Raw genomic sequence first — 23,352 nt, forward strand, 5'->3', positions numbered from 1 at the left:
CGCTAGGCTAAATGATTATTGAATAAATTCGGGTGTAATTACCAGTATCAATTGCCCAGACTAAGGTGGTTTTGCCTGCTGCAACATCAATTTTAGCCGGTGGCGCTTTGTCTAACTGCAAAGTGTATTCACCTGCACTCAAATAACGCCGCCCGATCTGTGCTTGTTTAGGGAGCGTCAGCCAACTACGACGATCCGCTTGTTCTGTTACTACGTTAAAAATCTGCATCGCTATACTGCCAATATCGGCCGCATTGTTCCCTGGTTTGCCACTCTTCTCAATCTGATAGGCCATCTCAGATTTAGCATAGACCCTAGCGACTTGGCGAACTAGCGTCGCGGGCAGATCTTCCTTGAGTGCTGTGATGGCTAAGGCATCGATATTGGCAATAGGTTCAGTTTTCAGCACTGTACCTAAACCTTGCACTTGCGTCTCTGGCACAAAAGTATTGTTTGGCATGTAGGTAGCAAGTGACACTGTCTGCCAGTTACCATGGATAGTAAAAGGTACAGTGAGAGCTTGTTTTGCTGGCACAAAGCCGCGCTCGACCATCAAAATTACTTGGCCATCTTTGGGGTTGGGCAATTTAGCATCGCCCCAACGGCGCTTAAACTCATCATACTGTGGCATGCCGAGTTGCTTGGCGAGGCGGACCAGATCTTGCTGTAAATAGGTGTTATCTGGAGTGATTTGTGCTGCTTTACGATAATCGATATAGGCATCGTTCGGCTCACCCAGCACTTCGTGCAGTACGCCAGTCGTATAATAACTGTAAGCGTTTAAGAAGGAACTGGTGACTGTGCCCGCAGCTTGTCCTAGTTTGTTAACCTCGGCATCTATGGTGCCGTTCGCCATGGCTTGAACTGACTTTTGTGATTTTTGATAGCGTTCTTGCTCGCTGCTCTGTAGTTCGTTACTGCGACGAACTTCGACTAGAGCCCCCTGATAGTCGCCACTAAACAAATAGTTAAGAGCTTGGTATTGGTGCAGCATAATGCGTTCATACCCTGGGCCTCGGTACGGAATCGCATTGTCGTTTAACACTAAGCTGCTGGCTGTGGCGCCAATGTCACTAACGCTGACTTTGGCTTTATCATCAAAGGCGGTATAAGCATCTACTGCTTGCTGATAATATTTTTTACTGGCAGCAAAATCGCCGGCGACTTGAGCAATTCGTCCCGCTTCTTGGGCATAGAGTAAGCCGTCATTGCCATTGATATTGCTGGCAAGTTTGTCGATATCGGCCATGGGAGTCGCACTATTAAGCTCTTGTTTGAGTGGTTCTATCTGCGCAGGATAATTAATGAAAATACTGTTATAAGCGCAGCCCGATAAGTTTAAAACCAATCCCATTGCCAAGGTTGGTGCAATAAATGCGCGAGAAAAAGGTGTAACGAAGGACAGTTTCATTATTGCGCTTCACCTTTTTTGATGGATTGGGCTGAAATCGCCTGAGTCTGTTCTGGCATAAGTGAACGCTCGAGTAATGTGATCCCTTGAAGGTGATCAAATTCATGTTGAAAAATCCGTGCAATAAAGCCCGTTAATTCGGTTTGTTGCCATTCGCCTTGTAAATTTTGATAGCGTACTTCAATGGCTTGATGTCTTTGTATCGTAAATCTTTGCCCCGGTACAGATAAGCAGCCTTCTTCTCCGCTGACCAACTCGCTTGATGCATTAATGATTTGCGGATTAACCACGACCACAGGCGCCATATTAGGCGCGTCGGGATAACGCTCATTAGGACGAGAAGCCATAATAAATAAGGCTAAAGGGCTGTGAACTTGGGGGGCTGCGATACCAACGCCATTGGCAGCGTCCATGCTGGCAGACATTTGCTCGGCAAGATGCACGAGCTCGGCATCGAAATGGTGCACTGTGATTGCAGTCTGCCTTAGAATGGGTTCACCCACTAACGCTATGGGTAATAGAGTTGGGGTTTCTTTTGGCATTAAATGTTTAAACATCGCATTCCCTGGATATTTTGCAGTAACTGTTTTTTAATCAAAGTTAACATCTAAAGCGTCAGTATTAATAATGAGGTGGTGGCGTTTCTTCAGCTTGGGTCGCCATATTACTCGGTTCCATGTCCTGCAACTTACCAATTAACATGTGAATTTGGTGTTGCTGGTGAGCCACCAGTCGATTTAATTTGATGACCTCTTGGTTTAATTCTTCGACTGTGAGCTCTTGAAAAGCCAATTTGGTTTCTAGATCTTCAATCTGTGCTTGTACGCCTTGCATGGCTAACCTCTATTTCTGCCAAGTTTCAACTAAGCCTTGGCTACTGATACTAACGACTTTATTGGTATCTCGAATTGCCACAGAGTATACAACGGCTCCTCGATTTTGGCTGTTTTTAGTGAGTGCAACCTGCCATTTTTCAATTTGTTTACCCGAGTCACGTTGCCAGAGTATAACTTCCCGCGCTGGCGTACCTGTTAATAGCTGGCTGTCTTGTTTGATAAACCTCACCGCTGAAAAGTTCATTTGGCGACGGGTAATATCCAGCTTATTTAACAGCTTACCGCTTGTGTTATCCCAGATTTTTGCTTCATCTGTGCTGCCATTAGTAAAACTTAAACTACCACTGTCGTTGAGTGCCACTTTGGTTATACGGCTGCCGAGTGTCCACGTATGAAGCGGTTGGCCAGTTTGTGCCTGCCAGAGAATCGCCTGCATATCATTTGACCCCGTTAATGCTAATCGGCCATCAGCAGAGAGGGCAACACTATTGACGCGCTCTTTATGTCCAAGAAACTTGATTAAGGCAGATTTTTCGGCATTAAGCGACATGACTGAACCATCATTTAAACCAATAAGTAGTGCGCCATTATCGGCTACCGCGACACTTTCACCGGATGAAGGTAAGGACCACCAGCCCAAAGGCTTACCGTCGGCTATTTTCCACATAGCAACTGAATCTCGGCTTAACGATGCTGCAAATATCCCGTTGGGAGAAATCGCTGTACCTGTGACGCCAGTATTAATATCGCCATGTATCCATTGGTATTTGAGGGTGTGGGTACTGAGATCCCAGCATTGAACTCCACTACTTTGAGTGGCAACTAAGGCGAATTGCCCATTACTTGATAGGCTCGCGCTATAGCTGGGTTCTGTCGTGAGAACACTGATATCTTCTGCTTTGGGGTGGCAAGCGATTAGAAAAACTGTGCAAATTACCAGCAGTAGATTTTTCTTCATGAACTTGCTCCCTAAGTTGTTGTCTTTAGACTTGATCAAGTGACATTAATCACTGTTAACCCATAAAGAATCTAGTTGGTATAACCGAGATAACTAGTATAAAGTTGTCACGCTTAGGTTATTGTAACCGCTTGAGGATGCTGAGGAAGCTTTAATGAAATCGATTTATAAATTATCGTTAGTTGCATTGGCTATTATTGGCCTATCTGCTTGTAATCAAGAAGAAAAAGCAGCTACGAGTACAAATGTTGAATTAACGACTGAAGCTCAAAAAGAAGCTTACAGTGTAGGCGCTTCAATCGGTCGTTATATGTCTGGCCATATCAAAGAGCAAGAAGAATTAGGCCTGCCAGTTGATCGCACTCTGATCGTCACTGGTTTCACTAATGGTCTGAATGACCAATTAAGTTTAACCGAAGAAGAAATGCAAACCATTCTTCAAGGTCTAGATAAAAAGTTAAACGATAAACGTCAGGAACAAGCCACAGCGATTTCTGCGAAAAATATCGAAGATGGTAAAAAATTCCTTGAAGAAAACAAGGTTAAGCCTGGTGTAGTGACAACTGAGTCTGGCTTACAATATGAAGTATTAACTCCTGGCACGGGTGAAAAGCCTGCCGCAGAAGACACTGTAGAAGTGGATTATGTTGGTACTTTACTTGACGGTACTGAGTTTGATAGTTCTTATAAACGCGGCGAAGCGGCTAAGTTCCCTTTGAATCGCGTTATTCCAGGTTGGACTGAAGGCGTGCAATTAATGCCTGTTGGCGCTAAGTTCAAGTTTGTGATCCCATCGGAATTAGCCTATGGCGTACGTGATACTGGTACTATTCCACCAAACTCTACGTTGATTTTCGAAGTTGAGTTGAAATCAATCGAGAAAGCTTCTGCAGCGCCAGTAGCTGAACCTGCTAAAAAGTAATTGATTAGCTGCGACGTGTAATACGCCGCTATTGAAAATACCGCTCCTAAATGAGCGGTATTTTTTTGTCTGTAAAATTCGCATTATTGTTTTAATATTGAGCTCACTATCTTACAGTCGTTGGTTCTCAGACTGGCTTTATGTTTCATTTTTATACCCATCATCAACATTAATCTGCTGCAATAACCAAGGGTATAAATCATCCACTTTAGCAGTTTGACTGTTATGTTTATTTCAAAATAATGAATGCTAAATTAAGTTTTAATTATATCCATTACCTTTTAAGGACCCGTGTTCCTTATATATTATTGGGTATTGCATACCGAATAATATCATCAAAATATCACATTAAAATATTGATTATTATTTGAGCTGGACACTAGATGCTTTGAGCTTATGTGTATTGCTCTTACTGTTTGTTTTTACATGGCTAATACTTTTGATTTACCATCATGTTCTGTTAGGTGAACAGTGAGGTGTCTATAATTAGTTACTCATCAATGTGTTACATTGGCAATGTGCGATCTTGCCCTCTTTTTTTACGCATTCAACTCTGAAATAATCCGCTCGCACGTTAATAGAAGTTAGCGGCAATATTATAATAATGGGGTTGATGATATGGATAATGTTAATAAATTAACGGCTATTTCTTTAGCTGTTGCAGCGGCTTTGCCTATGATGGCAAGCGCAGATGTGATGATCACCGAATATGTTGAAGGTAGCTCAAATAATAAAGCGATTGAACTGTATAACAGCGGCGATACGGCAATTGATCTCGCGGGTTATAAACTGGTTCGTTATAAAGATGGTGCTACTGTTGCGTCGGATATGGTGGCTTTAGGTGGTCAAACTATTGCGGCAAAATCGACAAAAGTTATTTTAAATACTAGCGGTACTATTACTGTTGCTCAAGGGGTTGATAGTTACTCTGGTAGTTTAAGTTTTAATGGCGGTGATGCGGTTGCCTTAATGAAAGATGATGCAGTCATCGATATTATTGGTGATGTGCCGACGCCAACGGGTTGGGGATTAGACGTTACCTTAAAACGTAAATTAGATGCGTTAGTGGCGAATACAGTATTTAATGCCGCCCAGTGGGAACAATTACCTAAAGATACCTTCTCTGGTTTAGGTTCTCTAGAAACGCCTGCTGAGCCAGAAGTGCCGCTCTTTAGCTGTACTGGCGCTAAAATTGTGCCTATTTATCAAGTACAAGGTGCGGGCGAGTCGAGCCCATTTGTACCAGCAGGGGCATTCGAATCTGAAGCCGAAGTGACTGTGCGTGGCGTCGTGACTGCCCGTGGTGAAAGCTTGTTTAAAGGTTTTTACTTACAAGAAGTTAAGGGTGATAACTCACCGTATACCTCTGATGGTGTATTTGTATTCTTAGGTGAAGCTGCACCTGAAGCGATTCAACCTGGGGTTGAAGTGTGTGTGCAGGGTAAAGTGAAAGAATACTTTGGCTTAACTCAAATCGATATTAAAGCCGATAAGAAATTTGATGTTGGCGCTAAGGGTGAAGTCCCTGTTGCCGCACCTTTCTATGTGGCCGATGGCGAAACCTTAGCGCAAGCATTAGAGCGCTATGAAGGCATGAATGTGGCCTTAGATGCGGGCAGCGATCTTAAAATCAGCCGCACCTTCAGCTTCGACTATGCGGGTAGTCGCAATAACATGCTAGTGTCATATCAAGCACCTTTGATGAAGCCTACACAGCTGTATCCAGCGCTTTCTGCTGAAGCAACAGCATTAGTTAAATCTAACCGCGAAAACCAACTCTTTATCGAATCCGATTACAAGCCTGCCAATGGTGTTATTCCATACTTCCCTGATTTCAATGTGGAAACGGGTTACATCCGTGTTGGCGATCAACTGACTAACCTGCAAGGTGTGATTGGTTACAGCTACGGCGCTTATCGTTTAGTGGCGACTAATACTATTACAGCGGGTGATTTTATCCGTGGTGACGATAGAACCGAAGCCCCAAGTGTTGCAACTAAGGGAGATCTGCGCGTGGCTAGCTTTAACGTGCTGAACTTCTTTAACGATGTTGATGGTGGCGATACCAATCCATCAGGCAGTAACCGTGGCGCTCTAACGCTGGAAGAAATGGTGCTACAACGTACTAAAATCGTTAGCGCTATTACCGCCATGAATGCCGATATCGTCGGTTTGATGGAAATTGCTAACAACGGTTTTGGTGAGAAGAGTGCGATTAAGGATTTAGTCGATGCACTAAATGACAAGCAGACGCCTGAAAACGCCTATAGCTTTGTTGAAATCACCGATGCTGATAAGTATGACGGCAAGTACTTTGGTACAGATGCGATCACTGTCGGCATGTTATACCGTGGTGGTAAAGTGGCTTTAGCGGGGGCAGCACAAGTTATCGGTACTCCAGAACAGCACGCCAGTGCTGGCAGCGTGACTCGCACAAAAGATGGCAAAACTGAGACTAACCCTGGCAATGATGCTTATCAACGTCACAGCTTAGCGCAAACCTTTAAAATCCATGATGAGTCTCTGACCGTAGTCGTTAACCATTTGAAATCTAAAGGCTCAGGTTGTTTAGAAGATTGGGTTAACTTCGAAGAGTCAGTTGATCCTGCCGATCAACAGGGCAAGTGTAATGCTTTCCGCGTATCTGCAGCGAAAGTCTTGGGTGAAACGCTAAAAGACGTGAAAGGCGACTTACTGATCATCGGTGATATGAATGCCTATGGTATGGAGGATCCTATCCGTGTACTAACCGACTTCGATGCGAGCAAGTCAGAGCGTGACATCCTGACCGCTTCGTGGACGACGCTCGACGGCAAAGTGTTTGAACGCCAAGGCAGCAAGATTGAAAAAGGTTATGGCTTTATCAACTTGAACACGAAAGCCCACGGTGCAAGCACTTTCTCTTATAGCTATAACGGCGAGTTAGGTAACTTAGATCATGCTTTAGCCAATGCTAGCTTAGCCAAACGTTTAGTGGATATTGAAGATTGGCATATCAACTCAGTGGAATCTAGCCTGTTTGAATACGGTAAGAAGTTCTCTGGTGATCTGGTTAAATCTGAAAATGCTTTTTCTGCATCGGATCATGATCCTGTGATTGTTGCTTTAAGTTATCCTGCGCCAGTAGTGCCGCCAAAACCTGAGCCAAAGCCTAAAGATGATGGCGGTGCTTTAGGTTATTTAGGTTTAGCACTGATGTCCTTGTTTGGTTTGCAGCGTCGTCGCCGTTAACCTGTATATGGGGTTAACTCACAAGTGCAATTTGTGAGCTAGACTGAAACAAAGGGATGGTTAACCATCCCTTTTTTATCTCTTTTTTTCAGTTTTTATTAGGAGTGAGTATGGATACCACCTCAAATCCGCTGAAAACCATGAATATCAAGGCGCCACTGTGGTTTTACTTTGTCGCAACGCTCAGTTTGTTGTGGAATATCATGGGGCTGATGGCTTTTGTGATGCAAATGACTATGACGCCAGATGCACTCGCACAGATGAGCCCAGATCAAATTACACTCTATGAAACGACGCCAATTTGGGTTGATGCTGTGTTTGGCTTTGCCGTGGTTTCAGGGGTTCTAGGATGTTTATTATTGTTATTCAGAAAATTAATTGCTTATAAAGTGCTGGTCGCCTCGCTTATCGCTATTTTGTTGCAAATGACCTATGTATTTTGCATTCAGCAAGCGGCTGTGGTGCTAGGAGCCGACGCGTTAATTATGCCAAGTGTAGTCGTGGTGTGGGGATTATTTCTTGTCTGGTTTAGTCAGCTAAGTACCACTAAATCTTGGTTAGTTTGAGCCTTATTTTTGCTGATATTGATGTGAGCAGCTAAGAGTAAACTAGTTGAACTTCATCCACTTCACAGTAAACTGCTGATTGGTTTTATTGACTAGGAAGTTGCAATGAGTATTTGGTTTAGAGCTGTAACGTTAGAGGATTGCGCGCGTTTAGACGCAGGTATGGGTGGCAAAGGCACCTTGATGCAGACTTTAGGAATTGAGATCAGTGAGATTGGCGACGATTACATGAAGGCCACTATGCCAGCCAGTCCGGCGGTGCATAACCCTTTGGGCATAGTGCATGGTGGCGCGAATGTCGCGCTTGCTGAAACCGTTGCCAGCTATGCGGCAAATTTCGCGGTGGATTTTGAGCAGTACTATTGTGTCGGTCAAGAAATTAACGCTAACCACTTACGGGCTTCCCGTAATGGGGTATTAACCGCCACGGCTAAGCCTATCCACTTAGGGAAGCGCAGCTCTGTATGGGAGATTTTAATCCACAACAGTGCGGGTGAACTGACTTGTATTTCACGGATGACGGCGGCTGTCGTTAAACGCTAAATGCAATGAGCCAGCTTATTACCTGTGGTGTGATTGGCGTATCAATCGTTTGATTTAAATAATATATAGATAAGGATTGGATATGGATAACGCTACAATTTGGGAATGGGTTGGTTATTTAGCTTCAGTGGTCGTTGCAATATCACTGATGATGTCAAACATTAAGAAACTGCGCTGGTGGAATCTCATTGGTGCGGCTTTATTTGTGGCCTACGGTGTGGCAATTGGGGCTTATCCTGTTGCCTTAGTTAACTTTTTTATCGTGCTGATTGACACTTATTATTTGGTTAAGCTTTATCGTGAAGCTGACTTATCCAGCAGTTAATGGTGTATCAGCTTAACTCCGCTTTCTCGCACCGCACTTCGATCCATTGTCCTGAGCAGCTATTTGGTTTTTCAACAGCATCTTAAGTGATGTGAGCGGACCATTGGCTGTGAGTCCGTGTAATTCATTAACAGTCTTGCTAAACTCATTTTTAATCTTTTTTTTAGATTATATAAATCTAGTTTAATCGCTTTATTCTCAAACGGTAATTCTCTATTCTTGCTCTATCGACAACACGTCGCCAGCCAAGGAGATAAACCATGGCCACCATTTACGATTTAATTGAAACCTGGTTAACCAGCAATCAAGACTAAGGAGCAGGGCATGAGTCAACAACATCAAACAAGCCAGTACTTAACGAGCCAAAACGGCGCCCCAGTGGCCGACGATCAAAACTCACTGTCGGCGGGTGAACGTGGTCCTCTGCTATTACAAGATTGGCATTTAATTGAAAAGTTAGCCCATTTCAACCGTGAGCGTATTCCTGAGCGTATCGTGCATGCTAAAGGTACTGGGGTTTATGGCACATTTACGCTGACTAAAGATTTAAGCGATTACACCATTGCTGACCATTTCAATGGTGTTGGTAAGCAAACCGAAACCTTTATTCGTTTCTCGACCGTAGGTGGAGAAATGGGTTCTGCCGACGCAGAGCGCGATCCACGTGGCTTTGGTTTACGTTTTTATACTGCCCGTGGTAATCACGATATCGTGGGTAATAATACGCCGACCTTTTTCTTACGAGATGGGATTAAGTTTCCAGACTTTATTCATACGCAAAAGCGTAACCCCAAGACAAACTTAAAAGATCCGCAGGCTATGTGGGACTTTTGGTCATTGAACCCAGAAGCCATGCATCAAGTGACCATTTTGATGTCGGATCGTGGTATTCCGGCGAACTACCGTCAAATGCACGGTTATGGTTCACACACTTTCTCGCTGTGGAATGCCAAGGGCGAGCGTTTCTGGGTGAAGTTCCACTTTAAATCGCAGCAAGGTGTGGTCAACTTAACCAATGAACAGGCTGATAAATTAAAAGGGATTGATCCCGATTCATCGCAGCGCGATATGGTGGTTGCTATTACTGATGGTAACTTCCCGCGTTGGACGGTTAATGTGCAGATTATGCCTGAGGCGGATGCCAATACTTACCATATCAATCCATTTGATTTAACTAAGGTTTGGCCGCATAGCGACTATCCATTACTTGAGATTGGTGTATTAGAGCTGAATCGTCTGCCACAAAACTACTTTGCTGAAGTTGAGCAAGTGGCATTAGCACCTAGTAATTTGGTCCCAGGCGTCGGGGCTTCACCAGACAAGATGTTACAAGCACGTTTATTTGCCTACGCCGATGCGCAGCGTTACCGCATTGGTGCTAACTACAACCAATTGCCAGTGAATTGCCCGCATGCCGCTAAGGCAAATCACCATCAACGTGCAGGTGCGATGGCGGGTACACAATGTCCTTATCATGGCAGTCAAACTGGTGGCGACGCTTCGGCAAACTATGGCCCGAACAGCACTGCTGATGCCTTGGTTGAGCCAGTAAACTTTAGCGAACCACCATTGCGTTTAGAAGGTGAAGCGGCGCGTTACAGTCGTTATAACCAAGACGATTATACCCAAGCGGGTAATTTGTATCGCATCTTCTCTGAAGCTGAGAAAGCGCGCCTAGTGGCAACAATTTCGGGTTCATTAAGTCAAGCGAGTTTAGATGTGCAGCAACGTATGGTGGCGCATTTTACTCAAGCCGATGCGGATTACGGACAACGTATTAAACTGGCATTAGGTCTTTAAACTATTGCTGTTGCGAATGTTTGAATAATAGTAGAAACGATAAAACTGAGTAGAAAGCCTCTACTCAGTTTTTATTATCAGCGACAATAATATTAACATTCTCGTTAATGTGCTCTTAGGCCGCGATGAGTGCCGCGTTAGGGCTATTTAGCTGCTTTAACAATCCAAATGCTTGCTGCATTTTATCCTCGGTTACGATAAATCCTATAAATGTTTCATCCACGTCGAATGCTTTAATACAGCTTCCTTGAGCATCAATATCGACTTGCCAGCGATGGACGCCATTCACTGTTATACCGCTGAGTTGCATAGGTAACAGTGGCGTTTTCACTTTAATGAGCATGGCGGGAAAATTCACTGCTGTCGGTTGGTTCAGTAATGTGTTCGCCAGTGCATTGGCGCTCAGTAACGCAGGTTGCAAATAGGCCCTATTTTGGTCGTTGATTTGGGCGCAATCACCTAGCGCATAAATATGGGCATCGTTGGTTTGTAAGCATTCGTTAACGACGATACCTTTATTGACCTCTAGCCCCGCATGCTGGGCAAGTTGACTGTTAGGGAGAAGTCCCGCTGCACAGATAACCGCATCACAAATAAACCGCTGGTCATTATCTAGGCACACAGAGATACTGCCATCTTGGTGTTGCAGTTGGCTGACTCGGGTTTGCAATTGCACTGTGACGTTATGCTGCTTTAGTACAGCGGTCAGTTTGTGGTTTAACATTTCGGGTAGCATATTCGGCATTAAGCTCGCTTGTGGATCGACCAAAAACACTTGCTTACCTGCAGTTGCTAAGTCCATTGCCAGTTCAACTCCGACCAAACCAGCACCGATAACCAGTACTCTCCTCGCGCCATGGATGTCTGCTTCGCAGGCCTGATACTCCATTAAGCTGTTAACTGTGTGGATGATATCGACGCCATCCCCCTCTATAGGCGGAATAAAGGGTCGCGCACCCGTGGCAAGCACTAATTTTTTGTACGCAATTTCGCGTCCTTGATGGCAACAGACTACCTGACGAACTTTATCTATTTTTATGACTTCACAGTGATTTATTACATCAATTTGTTGCTCATGTGCAAATTCAGTCGCGGTCAATTTTATGAGGTCTGACGCCATTTTTTTAAGGCTAAACACATGGCTTAAATCTGGTTTATGGTATTCGTCACCAGAGTCGGCTGTGATAACTGTAATCGGTTGTTCGCGGTTTAAACGTCGCAGTGTTTTGACTAGCTGATATGCCGCGAATCCACTGCCGATAATGACGATAGGTTTAGACATTAGTCACCTCATTTTTTATGACAGCGAAAACGCTTTTACCTAGGCCACATTCGGGACAGAGGAAGTCTTCGGCCACTTGAGTCCAAGGTGTGCCAGCAATGACATCTTGATTAGGTTCTCCTTTTTCAGGGTCGTAAATCCATTGGCAAACGGTGCAAATCATTGATTGTGTATCATTTAATTCGCACGCTTTTGTTGCAATCGGTGCTGTCACAGGGACGTTATTAGTAGCAGTATTTTCAGCTGTTTGACTGGCCGTGGTGGCTTGGCTAGGTTTTGACATGACTTGATTAATGATAGAGCGACTATTAGCGCTATCAAGGGGCCGCAATGCCCATTCTCGCGCGATTCGCTGGCCGTGCTGACGGCATTCTTGCATCGCATCTCGATCGGGACGCCATTTGACTTTTAATCCCACTGAGGTTTCAAAACCAGCATCCATCAAACGAGTGTGAATTCTATCGACTGCGCCGCCATTCCAGCCATAACTACCAAAAGCTGCCGCCTTTTTATTGCGAAAACGCAGGCCCGTGATTTCTTCAAGCATGGCGGCAATTTTAGGCATCATCACATTATTCATGGTGGATGAGCCGACTAAAATACCTTTTGACCTAAATGCCTGTGCAAGGATTTCGTTTTTATCATGACGTGCGACGTTATACACTTTTACCGCTACATTGGGGTCAACATCATGGATACCTTGAGCGATACCGTCGGCCATCATGCGAGTATTATTGGACATGGAGTCGTAGAAAATCGTGATGCGGTCTTCTTGATAAGCGTCGGCCCAAGCTAAATATTGGTGAATAATTTGGGCTGGATTATCACGCCACACAATGCCGTGTGAAGTTGCGATCATATCTACAGGTAAATTAAAGCTTAATACTTCGTGAATTTTAGCCGTTACTAGGCTGCTAAAGGGCGTTAAAATGTTTGAGTAGTACCGTAGGCATTGTTCCATTAATTCATTTTGATCAACCTCATCATTGAATAAATGTTCGTCGCAATAGTGTTGGCCAAAGGCATCGTTACTGAATAAAACCGCATCTTCGGTGAGGTATGTCATCATGCTATCTGGCCAATGCAACATAGGTGCTTCGATAAATATCAGTTGCTTACCATTGCCTATCGCTAAACTATCCCCTGTCTTTACGGTAATGAAATTCCATTCTGGGTGGTGGTGATGTCCTACAATGGAGTCGACCGCATTTTCACTGCAGTAAATTGGAGTGTTAGGAATTTTGGCCATTAATGCAGTCAGGGCGCCTGAGTGGTCTTCCTCTGCATGGTTCATCACAATATAGTCTATGTCGGTTAAATTAATTTCAGCTTCAAGATTTTGTAAGAATTGCTGGCTAAACCGATGATCAACTGTATCAATTAACACGGTTTTTTCTTCACGGATAAGGTAGCTATTGTAGCTTGTGCCTTTAGTTATCTTGTACTCAGTACCATGAAAATCTTGCACTTCCCAATCGCGTTGACCCACCCAGTGGATATTGTTTTTTACATGAATAGTCATAAATACACCTGTGATAATTAATAATGAATGCGCTACGTAAATCTTGCTTATTTAGTTAAATCTCTAATTGCACTCACTATGCCAACATTCTAATGTATTGATTTTTATTAGTATTAACGTATTTTAATATTTTGAAATCACTTAGTAGTGTCATAATGACAGTTTGATATTGGTCAAATTGACATTACACTGTTGTCAATATGACTTTATTTGACTGTGGATGTGCTATGAGTGCCCATGCTGATTTAACTCAGTTAGCCTTAGATTTAACTGTCGGCGTGTCGACGCAAGACAGATTTGAGCGTTTGTTGGCAGTGGTCAGGCGGCGTGTCAATTGTGATGCTGCGGCATTATTGGCATTTCGGGAGCAGCAATTTGTCCCCTTGGCGATAGATGGGCTCTTTGCCGAAGTGTTAGGGCGTCGCTTTCAAATTAGTGAACATCCGAGATTAGAGGCTATCGCCCGTGCTGGCGATGTGGTTCGTTTCCCGGCCGACAGTGAACTTCCCGATCCGTATGATGGTTTAATTCCACATCATAGTGCGAACTTACATGTACATGCTTGCATTGGTTTACCACTAATCGCGAACGATCGCTTAATAGGGGCGCTCACCATTGATGGTTTCAACCCTCATCAGTTTGATGGTTTTAGTGATAGCGAGTTGCGTGTGATCAGCGCACTGGCCGCAGCCAGTCTTAATACTGCGTTATTGATGCAACAGCTAGAATCCCAAGTTGTTGAAGTTTCCAATGGCACTGAGGTGCTCAATCGTCCTGCTAGTCAGCAGGAGATCATAGGGCAATCCACACAGATCCAATCGCTAAAGCAGCAGATAAGTGCCGTGGCAGGCACTGATTTATCGGTATTAATTACTGGCGAAACTGGCGTGGGTAAGGAGTTAGTGGCCGCGGCGATACATAATCAATCGACCAGAGCCGATAAATCACTTATCTATTTAAACTGCGCTGCATTGCCTGAGTCCGTCGCCGAAAGCGAGTTATTTGGGCATGTAAAAGGGGCATTTACGGGGGCAATCAGTCATAGGCAAGGCAAGTTTGAACTCGCTGACAAGGGGACCTTGTTTTTAGATGAAATCGGGGAGCTTCCCTTGGGGCTGCAAGCTAAGTTATTGAGGGTTTTACAATACGGTGAATTACAGCGAGTGGGCAGTGATAAGAGCCTAAAAGTGAATACTCGGATTATTGCTGCCACTAATCGAATTTTGCACCAAGAGGCAACGGAAGGGCGCTTTCGTTTCGATCTTTACCATAGGTTGAGCGTATTTCCTATCCACGTAGCACCATTAAGAGAGCGTGGGCAAGATATTGTTATGCTGACAGGTTTTTTTCTTGAACGTTGTAAAGCGAAGTTAGGACTCACCCATATCAATATCACACCCGCAGCGCAGCAGTTATTAGAGCAATATACATGGCCGGGTAATGTGCGTGAGCTAGAGCATGCGATACACAGGGCTGCGGTGTTGGCGAAAGCCGAGCTAAAAACGGCTTATATCAGCTTAAGTGATAAACATTTTCAGCTCGATTCTTTGATGAATCAAGCACACAGAACAGTCGACGAAGATAGGCCATCAGATGCCGCAACGCTAGCCAGTGAATTAGCATTTAGGTCTGAGTCGGCCTGTCGTGAGGGACAATCGCAAGATAATTCCAGTGTTATGCTGGGGCTTAAGGCTGCGACGGAGAGATATCAGCGTCAACTTATTCGTCAAGTTTTAGCCGCGAATCAACAAAATTGGGCTGCGTGTGCAAGAATATTGCAAATCGATACAGGTAATTTGCACCGACTTGCAAAACGGTTAGGTTTAAAAGAATAAAATATTGCGTGAAGAAATTTTATTCTGCAGCAAAACCCCTGCCTCGATTCTTAGAAGAACAGTGTTGCTACGCCTAAGAGTGCGAACAATACGGCGCAGCCACGATGTATCCACAACATAGGCAATTTTTCAGCGCTGAAGTGGCCTGCGATCACTACGGGTACGTTAGCAAGCAGCATGCCTAAGGTTGTGCCAGCAACCACCATAGTTAATGAATCGTATTTTGCGGCTAATACCACAGTTGCGATTTGCGTTTTATCCCCCATTTCGGCGATAAAAAACAGAATAAAGGTGGCGAGAAAGGGGCCCATTTTATAGAAACGGCTCTCTTCTGCATCGACTTTATCGGGGATTAACACCCAAAGAGCGATCGCAAAGAATGACGCAGCCACTAAATAACGTGCAAGATCAGGGCTTACCCAGTTAATGGCCCATTGACCAATCCAAGCTGCGGCAAAATGGTTAAATAATGTCGACAGCAAAATACCTAAAATAATGGCGGTTTTATTTTTAAATCTTGCGGCGAGGATTAGTGCAAGCAATTGAGTTTTATCACCAATTTCGGCGATAGCAACCGTAAAGGTTGAGGCAAGTAGGGCTTCCAAGTGTGATCCTTTAGGGGTGGTTATGACATAAGCACAATAAACCGTCCACCCCTAGGTGCGGTAATTGTGCTCAGGTCTTGCTGGGCAAATCTATTATTTGCTGTGAACACCATGGCATGTTGCCAAGTATGTTGATGTTCACCCTAGATGACGATGGCTCGAAATCCAGTTAGCTACTCCCCCGAAGCGAGGTGGGCATTATACCTAGGTAAGATTTAGTTTCAAGCACGAGTTTATAACAGTAGGTGCTGATAAATGTTTGACAGGTGTCAGAAAAATACCGATTCACATTCTGTAACTTAATGAATATAAATGAATTATTTTTTGACAACGTTGTCTTTTGTTGCTAATTTAGCCAAGTCATTTCTACTTGGTTACATACTGTTAACTCGTAGTGACTCAATGATAACGACTGTATTTGGCAAACTAATTGAAAAGTTAGGACGCAAAGCTTCCGGTCTAAGGTTGTAAATGGATTTTTTAGTGAACTAAGATAGCGGAGTTGCCGCAGAATTCGATTTCTGTGAAAGATAAACGACTGCTGTTTAATGCTGTTGTTTGCCCAAATACCACTTTTATATCTAAGCCTATCATTATGTTTAGGATGATAGGCAATCAATGGAGTGCATTAAAGTGGCAAATCCTACTGTTTTTTCCCCTATTTCTAAATTGAGTTTATTGGCCGCGGCAGTAATGGCGACGAATGCGTTTGTGAGTATCTCTGCGCAGGCGCACGGTTATGTTGTGGCACCTGAATCGCGTTCATATGCCTGTAAAACAGGTAAAAATGCCAATTGTGGTGCGGTGCAATGGGAGCCGCAAAGTGTTGAGGGGCCATCGGGTTTTCCTGAATCAGGTCCTGCTGATGGCAAATTGGCGAGTGCTGGCAATGGTGCTTTTTCACCTTTGGATGAACAAAGTCCGAGCCGTTGGGCAAAGACGGATATTAAAGCGGGCTGGAATAAGTTCAGTTGGCAGTTCACAGCAAACCATGTCACCCGTAATTGGCGTTACTATTTAACTCGCCAAGATTGGAACCCAAACCAAGCTTTGAGTCGAGCGAGCTTTGACTTAGCACCCTTTTGCGTAGTTGATGGTGGTATGGAACAGCCGCCTAAGTTAGTGACCCATGACTGCTACGTGCCAGAAGGTCGCAGTGGTTATCAAGTGATCTTGGCCGTGTGGGAAGTGGGAGATACGACGAATAGTTTCTACAATGCTATCGATGTGAACTTGGGCTCTGGTCCTGTTGTGCCGAGTGAATGGCAAGATGTGGGGGATATCAATCCGTCACTCGATCTAAAAGCAGGCGATAAAGTGATGACCCGGGTGTTTGACGCCAATGGTGAGCAAACGGCTAAGCAAACAGTCATTACCATTAGTGATGCGACTCAAGGTGATAAACAAAATTGGCCTTTCCTATTAGCGAGCGCGATTAATGCCCAGCAGTCCCAGTTAAAAGCGGGACAAAAAAATGCATCGGGTGTGATTGAGCCTGTGTATGGCAAAAACGACATTTTTACAGCGAAAAACTCAGGTATTGAGCGTGTCGAAGTAGGATTTGATTTAGCTCCTGCTCCGGGCAACAGCTTAGAAGTCACTTCACTTGCCGACGATTATCAAATTATCGATGGTGCGGCGAAGGTCAGCTTTGATGTAACCAGTAACGCTGAGATGCTAGTGTCAGCGTATTTGTTTAGCCATGATGGCACCGCGTCAGGTTTTGTGAGCCAAACTGTTAACAATACCAGCGCGAGCTTAGTGTTAGACGTCGTTGAGCCTAAAGCTGGGCATTATCATTTGCAGGTAAAAGCTGAGCCTAAACAAGGTGATGTTATTCAGCAGAACTTTGATCTCTTCTTAAAGGATCAAGCTCCTGCACCAGAAGCTGATTTTGTATTCCCAGCAGGCGTGAAAGGTTACGTTGCAGGTACTACAGTGTTACAGCCTAAAAATGGCAAAGTGTATCAATGTAAGCCATTTCCTTATAGCGGCTATTGCGTGCAGTGGTCGGCTTCTGCCACAGGATTTGAGCCAGGTGTTGGCGCTTCTTGGGCTATGGCGTGGACTGAGCTGTAAATTAACTTTTTGAGCTAACCTAGCTTCAAAAAGGTGTCATTGGGCTTAAACATATCCGTGTGTTTAAGCCCTTTTTGTCTGCATCGGATGGAAAAAGACTGGCTTTATTTTGATTCGAGCCTAATACAAGATTACAGGTATTCTCAACAAAGGTAGCGATTTTGTTGGCTTGTTTATTTTCGTTTATCACAGCGCTATTAAGTTGTTACCGTACCGTTTGCTACCCTTCTTTGTTCACAACTGGCTTGCCCACTGGGTTTGGCTCTGTTAATGTCCCAAACTATCTATTTAATCGATGCTTATATCGGTACATTAATTTGGGCTATCACAATTGAAAGTCATGCCATTTTTCAATAATCGATTTAGTTAGCCTCAATGGCTACTGGGTTGAAACATTCAAAAGCTATTGGGGCCAATTGATCTGCTAGGTCGAGATCTGATTGGATGCTTTAAGTGATGTGTCGCTTATTTCGATTTAAGACGCAAGGCTTTATCGGTTCAAATCTTACTCAAATAAAATAATAATTAATTATTGAACAGGACTATTGTGTGAATTCAAAAATGTTAGGCTCGATCGCCATCGTTGCCGGGACAGCCATTGGCGCAGGTATGTTAGCGTTACCTTTAGCCACAGCGGCTTTAGGTATTATCCCTGCCTTAGTGTTACTCGTCGTTATTTGGGGCGTGTCCGCCTATACCTCATTACTTATGCTCGAAATTAACTTACGCACTGGCGTGGGGGATAACGTGCATGCTATTACGGGTAAGTTACTGGGTAAAAAAGGTCAAATAATTCAAGGTGCTTCTTTCCTGAGTTTATTATTTGCCTTGACCGCGGCTTATCTCACCGGCGGCTCTTCGTTATTAGTGCTTAAAGCGAAGAACATGTTCGATATCGTGCTCGATAATCAAGTCGCAGTGTTGTTATTCACACTGGTGCTTGGTGGCTTTGCGGCGCTAGGTGTTGCTTGGGTCGATAAAGTTTCACGTTTCCTATTTTCGTTAATGATTCTATTGCTCGTGGTGGTGGTATTATTTTTATTGCCCGAAGTCAGTATTGCTAGCATGGCAACGGGTGCGATTGCCGAGTCGATGACCAGCAATTGGATGGCGGCAATTCCCGTGGTGTTTACTTCGTTTGGTTTCCACGTCTGTATCGCCACCTTAGTGCGTTATCTTGATGGCGATGCGGTATCACTGCGTAAGGTGTTGTTAATCGGCTCGACGATCCCACTTGCTTGTTATGTTCTGTGGTTATTGGTGACTTTAGGCACAGTCGGCGGATATGAGGTGAATAGTTTTGAAGGTTCACTACCTTCACTCGTCACGGCATTGCAGGATATTGCTCATACGCCTTGGATCAGCAAATGTATTTCATTATTCGCTGACTTAGCTTTAGTGACCTCATTCCTCGGTGTGACCTTAAGTTTATATGACTTTATCGCCGAATTAACTCGCGCCAAAGAAACGTTTGCCGGCCGTATTCAAACTTGGTTACTGACCTTTATTCCGCCTGTCTTGTGTGCCTTGTATTTGCCTGAAGGCTTTGTGGCGGTACTGGGATTTGCGGCCGTACCATTGGTCGTGATGATCATCTTCTTGCCCATTGTTATGGCACTGCGTCAACGTCAGTCGCAGCTCGGTGGTTATCAAGTGTCTGGCGGATCTGTTGCATTAGTCATTGCAGGCTTGTTAGGTGCCGTGATTGTGGGTGCCCAGCTATTTGTTGGGATCTAATTCATTGCAATTTAGTTTATTGTTATTTCATTGCGATAGGTGAGGCCTTTTAGCGAACGCGGCAGGGTAACTTTGATTAAATGTATTTGCATTGTAAGCGAGTTTTTCAGAGTCTGTTATAGAGAGTGTCGCATGTGATAAAGTCAGGCCCCGGCCTGACTTTTTGCTTTTTAGGTTTTAAAGCGAGTGATGCTGGGTTTTAGCACAGTTATTTAAAATTAAAACAACGCTATTAAAACGAGAAAATGGCCCAGCTTGCGCGTGGCTTCATTCACATAAAACGGACTTAACACAATGAAAAAATGGTTACTCACAGTTGCCGTGGCCGCTAGTTTTGGCGCACAGGCTGACGAAGGTATGTGGCAGCCTCATCAACTGCCTGCAATGGCTGATGAGCTAAAAGCAAAAGGCCTTGAAATTGATGCAAAATCGATTTCTAAACTCACCGAATTCCCGATGAATGCCGTGATAAGCCTCGGCGGTTGCACTGCATCATTTGTATCGCCAAAGGGCCTAGTCGTGACTAACCATCACTGTGCCTATGGGGCCATTCAATACAACTCCACTCCTGAGAAAAATCTGCTGCAGGATGGTTTTTTAGCTAAGACCTTCGCCGATGAATTACCTGCAACCCCTGGCTCACGTGTCTATGTGACTGAAGATGTCACTAATGTCACTGAGCGAGTTAAAAACGGGCTTGAAGGTAAAGTGGGCAGCGCCTTCTATCAAGGCATTGAAAGCCAAGAAAAAGCCTTAGTTGCTGAATGTGAACAAGAAGATGGTTACCGTTGCCAAGTGTATAGCTTTCACGGTGGTCTCGAATATTATCTGGTTAAGCAATTGGAAATCCGTGATGTGCGTTTAGTCTATAACCCAGCCGCGAGCGTGGGTAAATACGGCGGCGACGTAGACAACTGGATGTGGCCACGTCACACAGGCGATTTTTCTTTCTACCGTGCTTATGTATCTAAAGCGGGTAAACCAGCAGAGTTTAGCAGCGACAACGTGCCATACGAGCCAAAAAGTTTCTTAAAAGTCTCGGCTAAAGGTGTGAGTGAGGGTGATTTTGTGATGGTGGCAGGCTACCCTGGTCGCACCAACAGATATCGCACAGCCACTGAAGTTCAAAATGAGTTTGAGTGGGCTTATCCCGAAGGCAAAATGCTGCGTGAACGCTTTATAGAGATCATTAAAGAAACCGCGCCAGAGGGCAGCGACGAGCGTATTAAGTACGAGAGTCAAATTGCTGGCCTTGCAAATTACGCGAAAAACTTCACTTCTATGATCGAGTTTTACGGCAAATCAACCATGTTGGCTGACCGTAAAGCCCTCGAAGCTAAGCTTGCGGCGTGGATTGCCAAAGACAGCAGTCGTGAAGCGAAATACGGTAAAACCTTAGCGGAATTAGATGCCTTGATTGCCAAAGGCAAAACGCATCAAGAGCGTGACATGATCTTAAGCTACATAGGCAGCACGACTATGTTGCCGACGGCGCGCAGCTTATATCGCCTCGCGAACGAGAAACAACTGCCAGATATGCAGCGTGAACCGGGCTTCCAAGATCGTGATATGACACGTCTAAAAGCCAGCATGGAGCGTATTGACCGTCGTTATGCGCCAAGCGTTGATAAAGCGGTATTGCACGACATGCTAAAACGCTACGCCGCACTGCCAGAAGATCAGCGCCTACCCGCATTGGATAAAGCCTTTGGTATCGATAAAAAGTTTAGTGAAGCTAAGCTTTCGAAAACCTTAGATAAAATGTACGCCAAAACTGAGTTAGGTAAGAAAGATGTTCGCCTAGCGTGGATGGATAAATCCGTTGCCGATTTTAAAGCCTCTAAAGATCCTTTCATTCAATTCGCTGTCGCTATGTATGACACAGATATGGCTGAAGAAAAGAAAGAAAAAGAATTAGCGGGTGAACTAATGAAGGTGCGTCCGCAATATATGGATGCCATTATTGCTTACAACCTAGAGCAAGGTAAGCCAGTGTATGCTGATGCTAACTCAAGCTTACGTGTCACGGTTGGTCATGTGAAAGGCTACTCGCCAAAAGACGGTTTAGTGGCTGTGCCATTCACTCGCCTTGAAGGCATAGTGCAAAAGGACACAGGTGTTGACCCATTCGATGCACCAAAGAAAGAGTTAGAGCTGATTAAGCAGAAGCAATATGGTGATTTCTATATGAAATCAATAGATTCTGTACCAGTAAACTTTTTATCAACTTTAGATACTACTGGCGGAAATTCTGGCTCACCGACCTTAAACGGCCGCGCTGAACTCGTCGGCCTATTGTTCGACGGTGTGTATGAAAGCATTATCGGCGGTTGGGCATTTGATAATGAGATTAACCGTTCTATTCATGTCGACAGCCGTTATATGCTGTGGGTAATGAAGTATTTAGATCATGCCGACAATTTATTAGCTGAGATGGAAATCGTTAAGTAATCCATTGCCGCACCAGCAATGGTGCGGCCTATAGTGGCATAGTGAATTTGGATTATCAGCATTCAAGTGCGATTTAGTGATTTAAGAATGCTGAAATAACAAGACAACAAAATAGCGATAAACTCACTGGGTTTATCGCTATTTTTTTGTGCAATGACTGCTGATAGCTGTTGAGATAGCTTCGCTATGGTATTAGCTCACCTTTTTAGCATTAGCGTAACCAGTGGATTGAAAATATATACGCAACATATTTTTTTAGACTGAAATGTGTTGGAAAGTAGTGCCGGAGGACCTGCATCTTTAGTTAGAGTTTTTAGTGGGTTAGCATTGGCAGGTATCCACGCATATAGGTTCGCCATGGCATTGACTCGTCGACACGGTGAATAGAAACCTAGGGTTTCTGAGCTTATGAACGAGAGCCATGGACGGCGAACTGGCAGTTAAACAGGGATAATGGAATGGACCCATCCACTTTTAATCGGCCTCGCAATGGGCCACGATGTAGTCGCTAAAACTCATCAGAAAGAGGACGGGTCCACCTATGAAGATTACTACAATCGGTTTAGATATCGCAAAGTCTGTTTTTCATGCTGTTGGTGTCGATAAAGCAGGCAAGTTAATCAAAAAGAAAATGCNCTGTTATCCCCCTCGACTGGGCAGATCCCTAGGCATTACTCACCCGTCCGCCGCTCGCCACCTCAGAAGTAAACTCCCTTGTGCTGCCGCTCGACTTGCATGTGTTAGGCCTGCCGCCAGCGTTCAATCTGAGCCATGATCAAACTCTTCAATTAAAGTTTTGTTGTTTGACTTACGTCAAACGGCTCAATGAATTCTACTGTTTTGATTCGCTTTGCTCACTAAGAAGCATCACGTTTCAATTCATACATTACTGTATGTACATATTACTATGAACACTCAATCACGCTTCTCGTTGAGGAGAATGACTTGAAAACATTGATTTAAATTTTTTACTGCCAACCCGAAGGTTAAGCAGTTTCGATTAACTCAACACCTGTGAGTGTCCACACAGATTTGCTTGATAAATTGTTAAAGAGCATGGTTAGCAGCTTATTCAGCGTTTAACCCTTGACCCCGCTGGGTCAGTGGATGCGCATTATAGGGATGTCAGATTTTACCGCAACCCCTTTGGCGCGAATAATTACGAAAAACGATTCAAGCGCACAATTTTTAAACTAAAAGTGTGTTTTAACGCCAATATTATCGAATCTATGCTGAATTAAGGGCAAAG

General features: G+C 44.3%; 17 protein-coding genes and 1 riboswitch. Of the genes, 10 read left to right on the plus strand and 7 right to left on the minus strand.

Annotated features, from left to right (window positions below):
* Positions 1 to 7: 7 nt before the first annotated feature.
* From HUB64_RS15440 to HUB64_RS15455, 4 genes are all read right to left on the minus strand, one after another.
* Positions 8 to 1,411 carry a COG3014 family protein gene (locus HUB64_RS15440; RefSeq protein ID WP_113939848.1) on the minus strand — a complete coding sequence of 468 codons (1,404 nt, stop codon included), beginning with the start codon at positions 1,409 to 1,411 and terminating at the stop codon, positions 8 to 10.
* Positions 1,411 to 1,968 (minus strand): peptide deformylase, encoded by a 558-nt coding sequence (gene def / locus HUB64_RS15445; protein WP_168824914.1) that lies wholly within the window; start codon positions 1,966 to 1,968, stop codon positions 1,411 to 1,413. Before def ends, HUB64_RS15440 begins: the two co-directional genes overlap by 1 nt.
* Positions 1,969 to 2,032: 64 nt before the next feature.
* Complete coding sequence (locus tag HUB64_RS15450; protein WP_006080410.1) at positions 2,033 to 2,245, minus strand: SlyX family protein; 213 nt, start codon at positions 2,243 to 2,245, stop codon at positions 2,033 to 2,035.
* 9 nt (positions 2,246 to 2,254) lie between these two features.
* A complete protein-coding gene (locus tag HUB64_RS15455) occupies positions 2,255 to 3,205 on the minus strand; it encodes a WD40 repeat domain-containing protein (protein WP_173246498.1) in 951 nt (316 codons plus the stop codon).
* 154 nt (positions 3,206 to 3,359) lie between these two features.
* Here HUB64_RS15455 and fkpA point away from each other — a divergent pair, with 154 nt between their 5' ends.
* The 6 genes from fkpA to katB all read left to right on the plus strand — a co-directional run bounded on the left by fkpA (position 3,360) and on the right by katB (position 10,592).
* Positions 3,360 to 4,127 carry an FKBP-type peptidyl-prolyl cis-trans isomerase gene (gene fkpA, locus HUB64_RS15460; protein ID WP_131524662.1) on the plus strand — a complete coding sequence of 256 codons (768 nt, stop codon included), beginning with the start codon at positions 3,360 to 3,362 and terminating at the stop codon, positions 4,125 to 4,127.
* A gap of 618 nt (positions 4,128 to 4,745) precedes the next feature.
* Positions 4,746 to 7,358 (plus strand): extracellular exonuclease ExeM, encoded by a 2,613-nt coding sequence (exeM, locus tag HUB64_RS15465; RefSeq protein ID WP_173497346.1) that lies wholly within the window; start codon positions 4,746 to 4,748, stop codon positions 7,356 to 7,358.
* Between the two features lie 110 nt (positions 7,359 to 7,468).
* On the plus strand, positions 7,469 to 7,924 hold the full coding sequence (locus tag HUB64_RS15470) for a hypothetical protein (RefSeq protein ID WP_173497347.1): 456 nt from the start codon (positions 7,469 to 7,471) through the stop codon (positions 7,922 to 7,924).
* A 105-nt stretch (positions 7,925 to 8,029) separates the two neighbouring features.
* Entirely contained in the window at positions 8,030 to 8,467 is a 438-nt protein-coding gene (locus HUB64_RS15475; RefSeq protein WP_028761594.1) for a PaaI family thioesterase, read from the plus strand.
* 82 nt (positions 8,468 to 8,549) lie between these two features.
* Positions 8,550 to 8,792 (plus strand): YgjV family protein, encoded by a 243-nt coding sequence (locus tag HUB64_RS15480; protein WP_028761593.1) that lies wholly within the window; start codon positions 8,550 to 8,552, stop codon positions 8,790 to 8,792.
* A 324-nt stretch (positions 8,793 to 9,116) separates the two neighbouring features.
* A complete protein-coding gene (katB, locus tag HUB64_RS15485; protein WP_173246491.1) occupies positions 9,117 to 10,592 on the plus strand; it encodes a catalase KatB in 1,476 nt (491 codons plus the stop codon).
* Between the two features lie 115 nt (positions 10,593 to 10,707).
* Here the strand turns inward: katB and norW are convergent, their stop codons facing one another.
* Together norW and norV are read right to left on the minus strand one after the other, a co-directional pair.
* The gene (gene norW / locus HUB64_RS15490) at positions 10,708 to 11,874 is read right to left on the minus strand and encodes an NADH:flavorubredoxin reductase NorW (RefSeq protein ID WP_173497348.1); all 1,167 of its coding nucleotides are present in this window, start codon (positions 11,872 to 11,874) and stop codon (positions 10,708 to 10,710) included.
* Positions 11,867 to 13,396: an anaerobic nitric oxide reductase flavorubredoxin gene (gene norV / locus HUB64_RS15495; protein WP_173497349.1), complete on the minus strand. Its 1,530-nt coding sequence runs from the start codon at positions 13,394 to 13,396 to the stop codon at positions 11,867 to 11,869. Before norV ends, norW begins: the two co-directional genes overlap by 8 nt.
* Before the next feature lie 227 nt (positions 13,397 to 13,623).
* Here norV and norR point away from each other — a divergent pair, with 227 nt between their 5' ends.
* Positions 13,624 to 15,231: a nitric oxide reductase transcriptional regulator NorR gene (gene norR / locus HUB64_RS15500; RefSeq protein WP_254451430.1), complete on the plus strand. Its 1,608-nt coding sequence runs from the start codon at positions 13,624 to 13,626 to the stop codon at positions 15,229 to 15,231.
* 50 nt (positions 15,232 to 15,281) lie between these two features.
* On the opposite strand, the gene HUB64_RS15505 is transcribed toward norR, so the two are convergent.
* Positions 15,282 to 15,836, minus strand: a complete 555-nt coding sequence (locus tag HUB64_RS15505) for a TMEM165/GDT1 family protein (protein WP_131524629.1) — start codon at positions 15,834 to 15,836, stop codon at positions 15,282 to 15,284.
* A 410-nt stretch (positions 15,837 to 16,246) separates the two neighbouring features.
* Positions 16,247 to 16,346: riboswitch (cyclic di-GMP riboswitch) on the plus strand.
* 123 nt (positions 16,347 to 16,469) lie between these two features.
* Here HUB64_RS15505 and gbpA point away from each other — a divergent pair.
* The 3 genes from gbpA (at position 16,470) to HUB64_RS15520 (ending at position 22,103) form a co-directional block, all read left to right on the plus strand.
* Positions 16,470 to 17,915: an N-acetylglucosamine-binding protein GbpA gene (gene gbpA / locus HUB64_RS15510; protein WP_173497351.1), complete on the plus strand. Its 1,446-nt coding sequence runs from the start codon at positions 16,470 to 16,472 to the stop codon at positions 17,913 to 17,915.
* A 561-nt stretch (positions 17,916 to 18,476) separates the two neighbouring features.
* A complete protein-coding gene (locus HUB64_RS15515) occupies positions 18,477 to 19,652 on the plus strand; it encodes an aromatic amino acid transport family protein (protein WP_173248682.1) in 1,176 nt (391 codons plus the stop codon).
* 294 nt (positions 19,653 to 19,946) lie between these two features.
* Complete coding sequence (locus HUB64_RS15520) at positions 19,947 to 22,103, plus strand: S46 family peptidase (protein ID WP_173497352.1); 2,157 nt, start codon at positions 19,947 to 19,949, stop codon at positions 22,101 to 22,103.
* Positions 22,104 to 23,352: the final 1,249 nt, after the last annotated feature.

This window comes from Shewanella sp. ISTPL2 (assembly GCF_013283205.1).
In the GTDB taxonomy this organism is placed as follows: Bacteria; Pseudomonadota; Gammaproteobacteria; order Enterobacterales; family Shewanellaceae; genus Shewanella; species Shewanella oncorhynchi.

Excerpts from the sequence above, each read along its gene's own strand:
- HUB64_RS15440 (WP_113939848.1), bottom strand. The coding sequence starts at position 1,411 with ATGAAACTGTCCTTCGTTACACCTTTTTCTCGCGCATTTATTGCACCA.
- def (WP_168824914.1), bottom strand. The coding sequence starts at position 1,968 with ATGTTTAAACATTTAATGCCAAAAGAAACCCCAACTCTATTACCCATA.
- HUB64_RS15450 (WP_006080410.1), bottom strand. The coding sequence starts at position 2,245 with ATGCAAGGCGTACAAGCACAGATTGAAGATCTAGAAACCAAATTGGCT.
- HUB64_RS15455 (WP_173246498.1), bottom strand. The coding sequence starts at position 3,205 with ATGAAGAAAAATCTACTGCTGGTAATTTGCACAGTTTTTCTAATCGCT.
- fkpA (WP_131524662.1), top strand. The coding sequence starts at position 3,360 with ATGAAATCGATTTATAAATTATCGTTAGTTGCATTGGCTATTATTGGC.
- exeM (WP_173497346.1), top strand. The coding sequence starts at position 4,746 with ATGGATAATGTTAATAAATTAACGGCTATTTCTTTAGCTGTTGCAGCG.
- HUB64_RS15470 (WP_173497347.1), top strand. The coding sequence starts at position 7,469 with ATGGATACCACCTCAAATCCGCTGAAAACCATGAATATCAAGGCGCCA.
- HUB64_RS15475 (WP_028761594.1), top strand. The coding sequence starts at position 8,030 with ATGAGTATTTGGTTTAGAGCTGTAACGTTAGAGGATTGCGCGCGTTTA.
- HUB64_RS15480 (WP_028761593.1), top strand. The coding sequence starts at position 8,550 with ATGGATAACGCTACAATTTGGGAATGGGTTGGTTATTTAGCTTCAGTG.
- katB (WP_173246491.1), top strand. The coding sequence starts at position 9,117 with ATGAGTCAACAACATCAAACAAGCCAGTACTTAACGAGCCAAAACGGC.
- norW (WP_173497348.1), bottom strand. The coding sequence starts at position 11,874 with ATGTCTAAACCTATCGTCATTATCGGCAGTGGATTCGCGGCATATCAG.
- norV (WP_173497349.1), bottom strand. The coding sequence starts at position 13,396 with ATGACTATTCATGTAAAAAACAATATCCACTGGGTGGGTCAACGCGAT.
- norR (WP_254451430.1), top strand. The coding sequence starts at position 13,624 with ATGAGTGCCCATGCTGATTTAACTCAGTTAGCCTTAGATTTAACTGTC.
- HUB64_RS15515 (WP_173248682.1), top strand. The coding sequence starts at position 18,477 with ATGTTAGGCTCGATCGCCATCGTTGCCGGGACAGCCATTGGCGCAGGT.
- HUB64_RS15520 (WP_173497352.1), top strand. The coding sequence starts at position 19,947 with ATGAAAAAATGGTTACTCACAGTTGCCGTGGCCGCTAGTTTTGGCGCA.